The organism is Aeromonas sp. ZOR0002, from assembly GCF_963866995.1.
Lineage (GTDB): Bacteria > Pseudomonadota > Gammaproteobacteria > Enterobacterales > Aeromonadaceae > Aeromonas > Aeromonas caviae.
This window is the reverse complement of the sequence record NZ_CAWMFQ010000301.1, coordinates 22,400-23,729: the sequence shown is the minus strand read 5'-3', so window position 1 is coordinate 23,729 and position 1,330 is coordinate 22,400. Positions and strand designations below refer to the sequence as shown.

Here is a 1,330-nt window from a genome sequence, read left to right as displayed (position 1 = left end):
AGAGCTGGCGCACGTTGCCCGGCCAGGCCGCCGCGGCCAGCAGGGCCAGCGCCTCCGGCGAGAAGCCGAGGGCGGCACAATCGGGGTGACGGTTGCGGTAATCGTCCAGCGCCTGACGGGCCAGCAGGGGGATATCCTCGCTGCGGGCGCTCAGCGGCGGCAGGGTGATGTTGGCCACGTTGAGGCGGTAGAAGAGATCCTCGCGAAAACGCCCCTCTTCCATGGCGGTCACCAGATCCTGATGGCTGGAGCTGATGACCCGCACCTCGGGGGTGCCCTGACCATACTCCGCCAGCACCTGGAGCAACTTGGCCTGGAGTGACTCCGACAGATCCCCTATCTCGTCGAGGAAGAGGGTGCCGCCTTTGGCCTCGGCAAACAAGCCGGACTGGCCATCCTCGCCAAACAGCTGCAAGTCCAACGCGGGCCAGGGCAGAGCCGCACAGTTGATGGTATGCAGCGGCTTGTCGCGGCGGTGGCTGGCCTGGTGCAGCGCCTGGGTCATCACCCCCTTGCCGGCGCCGGAGGGGCCCAGGATCAGCACGGGCACGTCCATGGTGGCGATGCTGCTCGCCTGGATCAGCAACTGCTCCATCTGCGGGTTGCGGGTCTGGATGAGGGACTGCCACTCCTGCTGCTGCTTCGGACGGGTCAGGCTGAGAGCATGTTCTATGGTGACCAGCAGCTCGTCCTTGTCGATGGGCTTGGTGAGGAAGCTGAATACCCCGGAGCGGGTCGCCTGGATGGCGTCGGGAATGGTGCCGTGGGCGGTCATGATGATCACCGGCATGCCGAGCCACTGGGACTGGATCCGCTCGAACAGCGCCAGCCCGTCCATGCCCCCCATGCGCAGATCGCTCAGCACCAGGTCGGCCCGTTGCTGGCGCAGCCTGTCCAGCGCTCCTTCGGCGCTGTCGGCGGTATCCACCTCGTAACCCTGGCTGCGCAGGCGCATGCTCATCAGCTTGAGCAGGCTGGCATCATCGTCCACCAGCAGAATACGGCTCATGCTCTCACCCCCTCTTGGCGAAAAACGCGGTCATTACGGCGCTGTCCGAAGCTGTCATGGCTGACCTCCCCCATTGAGCTTACGCTGGTTGAGCTGCTCGTCGATGGCGGAGAGCTGCTCTATCTGCTGGCGCAGACGCTTCACCTCCTGACTCTGATCGTCGCGGCGGCTGTCTCGCACCAGCAGCTCCTCCCCGAGGGCGATCCAGCTGCGCAGGAAGGCCTGGGCATCGAGACCGAGCTCCGGCAACAGAGCCTTCAGCTGATCCAGCCCGGCCCGGCGACTGGCCACCGATTCGGACGGGTGGGTGTTGACCATGGC

The 1,330-nt window shown here is 65.8% G+C and carries 2 pseudogenes; both read right to left on the bottom strand.

Going from position 1 to position 1,330, the window contains the following annotated elements:
- Positions 1-949: pseudogene (locus tag AACR77_RS16215) on the bottom strand (sigma-54-dependent transcriptional regulator); the annotation flags it as partial.
- 114 nt (positions 950-1,063) lie between these two features.
- Positions 1,064-1,330, bottom strand: a pseudogene (locus AACR77_RS16210) (hypothetical protein); the annotation flags it as partial.